Annotated in this window: 4 protein-coding genes; 2 read left to right on the forward strand and 2 right to left on the reverse strand. The window is 67.4% G+C overall.

Annotation, left to right across the window (positions count from 1 at the left end):
- Together JNK68_12530 and JNK68_12535 are read right to left on the reverse strand one after the other, a co-directional pair.
- Positions 1 to 2567, reverse strand: a 2567-nt coding sequence (locus tag JNK68_12530) for an FAD-binding oxidoreductase (protein MBL8541181.1), incomplete at its 3' end; no start/stop codon positions are given.
- A gap of 90 nt (positions 2568 to 2657) precedes the next feature.
- Positions 2658 to 4322, reverse strand: coding sequence for an L-lactate permease (locus JNK68_12535; GenBank protein ID MBL8541182.1), 1665 nt, complete (start codon positions 4320 to 4322; stop codon positions 2658 to 2660).
- A 478-nt stretch (positions 4323 to 4800) separates the two neighbouring features.
- On the opposite strand from JNK68_12535, the gene JNK68_12540 reads away from it, so the two are divergent.
- Positions 4801 to 6408: a DUF3391 domain-containing protein gene (locus JNK68_12540; GenBank protein ID MBL8541183.1), complete on the forward strand. Its 1608-nt coding sequence runs from the start codon at positions 4801 to 4803 to the stop codon at positions 6406 to 6408.
- Positions 6409 to 6439: 31 nt separating this feature from the next.
- The coding region (locus JNK68_12545) for a diguanylate cyclase (protein MBL8541184.1) at positions 6440 to 7041 on the forward strand (602 nt) is incomplete at its 3' end.

The following is a 7041-nucleotide window of genomic DNA, read 5'->3' on the forward strand; positions in this document are numbered from 1 at the left end:
GCGAGTTGTTCCACCGTCCCCATCTTGCGCACGCTGCACACGGCGTGTAGCGCAACCGGCTCGTCCGTCCGCTCGAAGTCGAGCCGCGGCGCCACGTGCTGATGCAGGAACTCCACGCTGTCCAGCACGGTGAGCCGCCCCTCCACCATCCGCTTGGTGGTGAACGCACAGGGGCTGGTATCGAACACGATCGGATAGCGCCCGCCTTCGCTCGCCGCTGCGAGCGCCGCCTCCAGTTCCTTCGCCTTGTTTTCGGCGACGCTCCGCAGCCCCTGGCTGTCGAACGGTTGGCCGCAGCACAGCCGCCCCAGATTTTCCGGGTAGACAACGTCGAAGCCGGCCTTCCGGAACAGACGCTCCGCGACCACCGGCAACGGGTCCGGCGTGTCATCGCCACGCTGCGGCCCCATGTTGCGGGTGACGCAGCCCGGGAAGTAGACCACGCGATCTCCCGGCCCGTGGGTCGGGAGCGACGGTTCCGGTTCGAATCTGACCGGGCGCGGCAGCGTCGGCGACCATTTCGGCATGCGTCCGCCCGACAGGCTGCGCATGCTGTCAACGGTGCGTTTCATGACGCGTGTGCCAAGCAGGGCGTGCGCCGCGTCGGCAGTCCCGAGTCCTGCGCGCAGCCCCGTCGTCACCGCCCCGAAATGGTCGGCGATCGATTGACCGACACGGTGGGCGAGCGGGGTTGCGCGCTTCCGGCGCAGCGCGAGAATGAGCTGACCGGTCTCGATGCCCACCGGACAGGCCGTCGCACAGAGACCGCACGCCGCACAGGTGTCGATACCGTGGTAATCGTACAGACCGCGCAGCGCCTCGACGCCGGTGCCGCCGGCGGCCTCGACGCGCGTGATCTCGCGCCAGCCGACGATGCGTTGTCGCGGCGACAGCGTGAGTCCGCGCGACGGGCATTTCGGCTCGCAGAAGCCGCATTCGATGCACTTGTCGACGATCGGGTCGCACGCCGGCATCGGCTTCAGATTCTTGAGATGCGCCTGCGGGTCGTCGTTCAGGATGACGCCCGGGTTGAGTAGGCGCTCCGGATCGAAAAGGTCCTTCAGCGCGCGCATCAGGCCATATGCCTCGGAGCCCCATTCGAGTTCCACGAAGGGCGCGATGTTGCGGCCGGTGCCGTGCTCGGCCTTGAGCGAGCCGTCATACTTCTCCACCACCATGCGGCAGACGGCGTCCATGAAGCGGCGGTAGCGCTCCACCTCGGCCGGATCGTCGAAGCCCTGGGTGAAGACAAAGTGTAGATTGCCCTCCAGCGCGTGGCCGAAGATGATCGCCTCGTGGTAGCCGTGCTCGCGCAGCAGCGCCTGCAGGTCGAGCGTCGCTTCGGCGAGCCGCGGCACCGGAAAGGCGACATCCTCGATCACCACCGTGGTGCCAACCTTGCGCACCGCGCCCACAGACGGGAACATGCCCTTGCGCACACTCCAGTAACGGGCAATCTCGACGGGATCGGCCGTGAAGGCGATCGGCTGGGCCGTCGCGAGCGGGCGCAGCCGTTCCTCGATCTGCGCGATCTGGCGCGCGAGCTCGGCCGCATCCGCGGCGCGCGTCTCGACCAGGATCGCCGCGCCGTCGGGGCCGAGATCCTGAATCCCCGCGGGCAATCCCGGCTTGCCCTGCACCGAGCGCAGCGCCGGCCGATCGGCCAGCTCCACGGCGGACACGGGCGTCGTCTTCAGGAGTTGCACGGCCTCGCAGGCGGTCTTGAGGTCGTGATAGAGGATGAGCGCGCTCGCCTTGTCGGCGTATTCCGGCACCGTGCGGTAAGAGAGCTCGGCGATGAAGCCGAGGGTGCCCTCGGAGCCGATCATCAGGTGCGCCAGGATGTCGAGCGGATCCTCGAAGTCCACCAGCGCGTTCAGGCTGTAGCCGGTGGTGTTCTTCATGCGGAACTTGTGGCGGATGCGTGCGGCCAGCGCCTCGTTCGCCCGCGTCGCGCGGGCCAGCGCATCGAGCCGGGCGACGAATTCCGCCTTGACCGCAAGGAAGTGGGAACGGCTCGCGGGGTCGCGCGTGTCGAGCACGCTCCCGTCGGCCAGGATCACGCGCATGCCGTGCACGGTCTGATAGCTGTTCTGCGCCGTCCCGCAGCACATGCCGCTCGCGTTGTTGGCGGCGATGCCGCCGATCATCGCCGTGTCGATCGACGCCGGGTCCGGCCCGATCTTGCGTCCGAGGGGAGCCAGGCGGCGATTGGCCGCGGCCCCGATCACACCGGGTTGCAGGTGGATCAGTGTGCCGTCGTCGCTGACGCGGATGCGGCGCCAGTTGTCTCCGAGGAGCAGCAGCACCGAGTCGGTCACCGCCTGGCCGGAGAGGCTGGTGCCGGCCGCGCGGAAGGTCACGGGCGCCCGATAGTGGGCACAGAGGGCCAGCATCTTCGCGACCTCGTCCTCGGAGTCGACGACGACGACGAGCTGCGGAATCAGCCGGTAGAAGCTGCCATCGGTGCCCCAGGCCAAGCGTCGCAGGGGGTCGGTGATGAGGCGCGCTGCGGGGATGAAGCTCGCGGCCTCGCGCTGGATCGTCTCGTACGGCGGCAGTTGCATGTCCATCGGAGCCCCCTGACGCTAGAGCGGAGAAGATGAGGCCCCGCCCGTGCAGGCGAGGCCTCCGTTGCCCGATACGGTGCTGCGGCGTCAGCCGCCCACGACCATCAGAGTGAACGGGCTCACGTAAGCCTGCGCCATGATCAGGAGGCCCATCAGCATCGCCAGCGCGAGGCTGTGGAAGAAGACGTAGCGCAGGATGTCACCCTCGTGCCCGTACCAGTTGGTTGCGGTCGAGGCGACGACGATGCTCTGCGCGTCGATCATCTTGCCCATGACACCGCCCGAACTGTTGGCAGCCGCCATCAGCACCGGCGAGATGCCGAGCTGTTCCGCCGAGGTTCGCTGCAGACCGCCGAAAAGAACGTTGGAGGATGTGTCCGAACCGGTGAGGGCGACGCCGAGCCAGCCCAGCATGGCGCCGAAGAACGGATACAGCCAGCCGGTCTTGGCGAACGCGAGGCCGAGGGTGGAATCGATGCCGGCGCTCTTGGTGACGAAGCCCAGCGCCAGCATGGCCGCGATGGTGAGCAGCGAGTACTTCACGATGTTGAGCGTCTTGAGATAGGTCCGCACCATCTGCGGGAACGAGTAACCCATCACGAAGCCGGCGATGATGGATGCGATCAGAATGCCGGTGCCCGTCGCAGACAGCCAGTTGAGCGTGTACACCGCCGCCTCCGGCACGGGCTTCGGCACCACCGGCGGCATGCGGATCACCATCTTGTCGAGGCCTTCGATGGGGAACTTGAAGACCGAGATGTTGTTCAGCAGGTCCTTGATCTGCGGCAGCCCCCAGATGAAGACGAGCACGCTCAGGATGACCCACGGCATCCAGGCCTTCCACACCTCACTGCCGCTGAAGCCGTGGTGCACCCGCGCTTCGGCCGCCGCTTCACGCGTGATGGTGCCACCGGTCCGCGTCGCCTCGTGCCAGATGTGCTTCGGGTGCCAGATCCTGAGGAAGCCCGCGAGCGCAGCCATGGAAACGATCGCTGCCACGACATCCACGAGCCACGGACCATGGTAGTTGGCGACGAGAAACTGCGGGACGGCAAAGGCAACTCCGGCGACGAGGATCGCCGGCCAGATCTCCATCATGTTCTTGAATCCGACGAAGGCCCAGATCAGCCAGAACGGCACGATCACGGAGAAAAACGGTAGTTGCCGCCCGATCATCGCGGACAGTTGCAGCAGATCCAGCCCCGTCACCGCCGCGAGAACGATGACCGGCGTGCCGAGCGCACCGAATGCCACCGGTGCCGTGTTGGCGATGAGTGAAAGCCCCGCCGCCGAGAGCGGAGTGAAGCCGAGCCCCATCAGGATCGCAGCGGTAACCGCCACCGGAGTGCCGAAGCCGGCCGCGCCCTCGAAGAAGGCGCCGAAGCAGAACGCCACGAGCAACAATTGCAGGCGACGGTCGTCGGTGATGCCGGTGATGCTCTTCTGCAGGATGTTGAAGAGTCCGACGTCGTTCGTGAGGTTGTAGAGGAAGATGATGTTGAGGACGATCCAGCCGATCGGCAGCAGGCCGAAGGCGGCTCCCCAGACTGCGGTCTTGCCGGCCATCGAACCCGGCATGCCGAAGATGAAGACAGCGACCAGCAGGGCGACCACCAGACCCTGGATGGCGGCGATGTGCGCCTTGACGTGGAAAAAGGCGATCCCGCCGAGCAGCACGAGGATCGGCAGTCCCGCGCACAGCGTCGAAAGCCAGGGGTTGTTGAGGGGATCGTAGACCTGATTCCAGGGCATCGCCTTCTCCTTATGTTGGCGGACGCCAGCGGCGAGCCCGATCGGAGACCGCGTCTGGAGAGGCGGCGTGCCGACGATCCGGCTCTATCGCGGAAGATTCCGCGACGGCGCTGCGCATTCTCGTTGTAGGTCATGCACCCGGCAGGCTACGAGCCGCGCCTTTCAGCGATCGCCATCGGCGCGCAATCAGCCCGTCGGACCTGCCTTGCGTTGAAGTCAAGCGTCACATGACTTCGGCAAGGATCATAGGCTTACCGCACAAAGTTGTCAGCATGACGGAGAAATTTTCGGTTGCGCGTCGCACCAATTCGCAGTGCGGTCGGGAGACCCTGCCGAGCGCATGGACGCTCGCCCGCCGCGGCGCGGTCGAGGATTCGAGCGCGCTGGCATGCTTCTGGCACTCTCGCGCCGTACTCAGGGCGCCCAGCACCACGTCCGCGGCCTTCCTCCGGGCCCCGCCCCGCAAGTCTCAAAGCACATGGCACAGGAAAGCTTGGAAGTACTCGCCCAGGATCTGCGTCCGGGAATGTTCGTCGAGGACCTCGACCGTCCCTGGCTCGACACGCCCTTCCTGATCCAGGGGTTCCTGCTGGACGACGCTGGCGACATCGAGACCCTGCAGCAGCTTTGCCATCACGTATATGTCGACCCGTTGCGTTCCATCATCCCGGTCCCGCGGCGCGCTTCCGGCGAGGGGGCGGGTGTGCCGGGCACACCGACCAGGCGGCCCGTCGAGATGGCGAGGACGGCGCCGCACGGTGCGCACACGAGCCCGGCTCCGGCCCGAGGGCGAGCGCCCGTCACCGACGATGACCGGGCTTCGTCGGACCTGCCGGACGCAGCGGACAGGATCAAGATCACATCGCCCCGCCCGCGCGCCGCCATCGCGGGCGTTTCTCCGGCAGATTGGCGCCCCGCCGCTCCCGCCATGGCGTCCGACCCGGACGCGGGCACAGGTTTCAATCCGCTGTCCAGGCTCAAAGGGCTCTTCGACGGCATCGCCAGCACCTGGCGCGGGTCACGCATGCCGGCCGTGCCGCTGCCGGAGGTCGACGAGATACCCGTGCAGCGACCCGATCCTTTTCTCGCGCCCCCCGGGGTCAAGCTCATCATCTACCCCGATCAGCGTCCGGTGCGCGAAGAACTGCCGCGCGCCGAGAAGTCCTTCACGCGCGCCCGGGAGACGCTGGATCGACTCGCCCAGGACATGCGCACGGGGACGCACGTCGACGTGGCGGGTGTCGACGATGTCGTCAACGACATGGTCGACAGCATGATCGCCAATCCGGACGCGCTGATGTGGATCGCACGCATGCGCCAGCAGCACAGCGATGTCTATTCGCACGGCGTCCAGGTCGGCGTCTACCTGCTCGCGCTCGGACGGCATCTCGGCTTCCCGAAGGCGCAGCTCGGCCATCTGGGCACCATGGGCATGCTGCTGGACCTCGGCAAGACCGCGCTTCCCCGCACCCTGCTGGAGAAGCCGGGACGGCTGACGGACGAGGAGTTCGAGCTCATGAAGCGCCACGTCGATTACGGGCTGGAGGTCGTCTCCTCGGGGCCGAAGGCGCTGCATCCCGACATCATCGAAGGCATCGCGCAGCATCACGAACGCCTCAATGGCCTCGGTTATCCGAAGGGACTGCGCGGCGACGAGATCGGCGTCTACGGGCGCATGGCCGGCATCGCCGACTGCTTCGCCGCACTCACCTCGCCGCGTCCCTACGCCGAGACGCTGTCCGTGAGCGACGCCATGATGCGCCTGTACAAATGGGGCGGAGAGCATTTCTCCCAGCCTCTGGTCGAGAAGCTGGTGCAGGGAATCGGCGTCTTCCCGGTCGGCTCGCTCGTGGAACTCTCGTCGGGCGAAGTGGCGGTGGTGATACGCCACAACCGCGTGCGCCGCCTGCAGCCGGCGGTGCTGGTCATCGCCGGGGCGGACAAGCAGCCCCTGCAGCGGTTTCGCACGCTCGACCTTCTGCACGACACGAACCTGCCGGCCGGTGCCCGCATCCAGGTGCGGCGCGGCCTGCCGGCTGGCGCCTACGGCCTCGACACCAGCGCGTGCTATCTGAGCGCGGCGTGATCGCGGTCCGGATGACAGCTCGGTAGCTCCGATGTCGGTTCCCATCGTCGCCCTCGATCCGGTGCTACGCAGCCCGGACCGGCGCCCGAGACAGCTGGAGCCGCGCGCACTGCTCGAGTACGCGACGCGTGCCATGCTCGCCCGCGCCGAGGCGACGAGGACGCTGGCGCTGCTGGTCGTCGACCTGCGCCGCCCCGACCGTCTCGACGCGCTCATGGGCAAGGCCGCCTCGGAAGCCCGCCTCGAGCACGTCCTCGATCGTCTCGATGCGCTGCTGCGTGCCGTCGACCGCTATGCCGCAGTCAGCCGCGACGAGATCTGGCTGGTGCTCCCCGATCTCGGGAATGCGAGCCTGGCAGTGCTTGCCGCCATCCGGATCGTGCACGAGCTGGAGGTGCCCGACTCCGCCGGCGAGCCCGAGTTCCAGCTCCGCCCGTGCGTGGGTATCGCCTATTTCCCGGAGCACGCCGGTGACATGACCCAGCTTGTGCGCCTGGCAGATGCCGCGTGCCAGGCCGCTGCCCTGACGGAGGAAGGCTACTGCGTCGCGCAGCCGCGCCAGACGCCCTCGATCACGCGCACTTCCGAGCTGGCGGACCTCGTGCGCGAAGCGCTCAGGACGAACGCGCTCGA

This window comes from Betaproteobacteria bacterium, assembly GCA_016791345.1.
Classification (GTDB): Bacteria; Pseudomonadota; Gammaproteobacteria; order Burkholderiales; family JAEUMW01; genus JAEUMW01.

Excerpts from the sequence above, each read along its gene's own strand:
- JNK68_12535 (MBL8541182.1), bottom strand. The coding sequence starts at position 4,322 with ATGCCCTGGAATCAGGTCTACGATCCCCTCAACAACCCCTGGCTTTCG.
- JNK68_12540 (MBL8541183.1), top strand. The coding sequence starts at position 4,801 with ATGGCACAGGAAAGCTTGGAAGTACTCGCCCAGGATCTGCGTCCGGGA.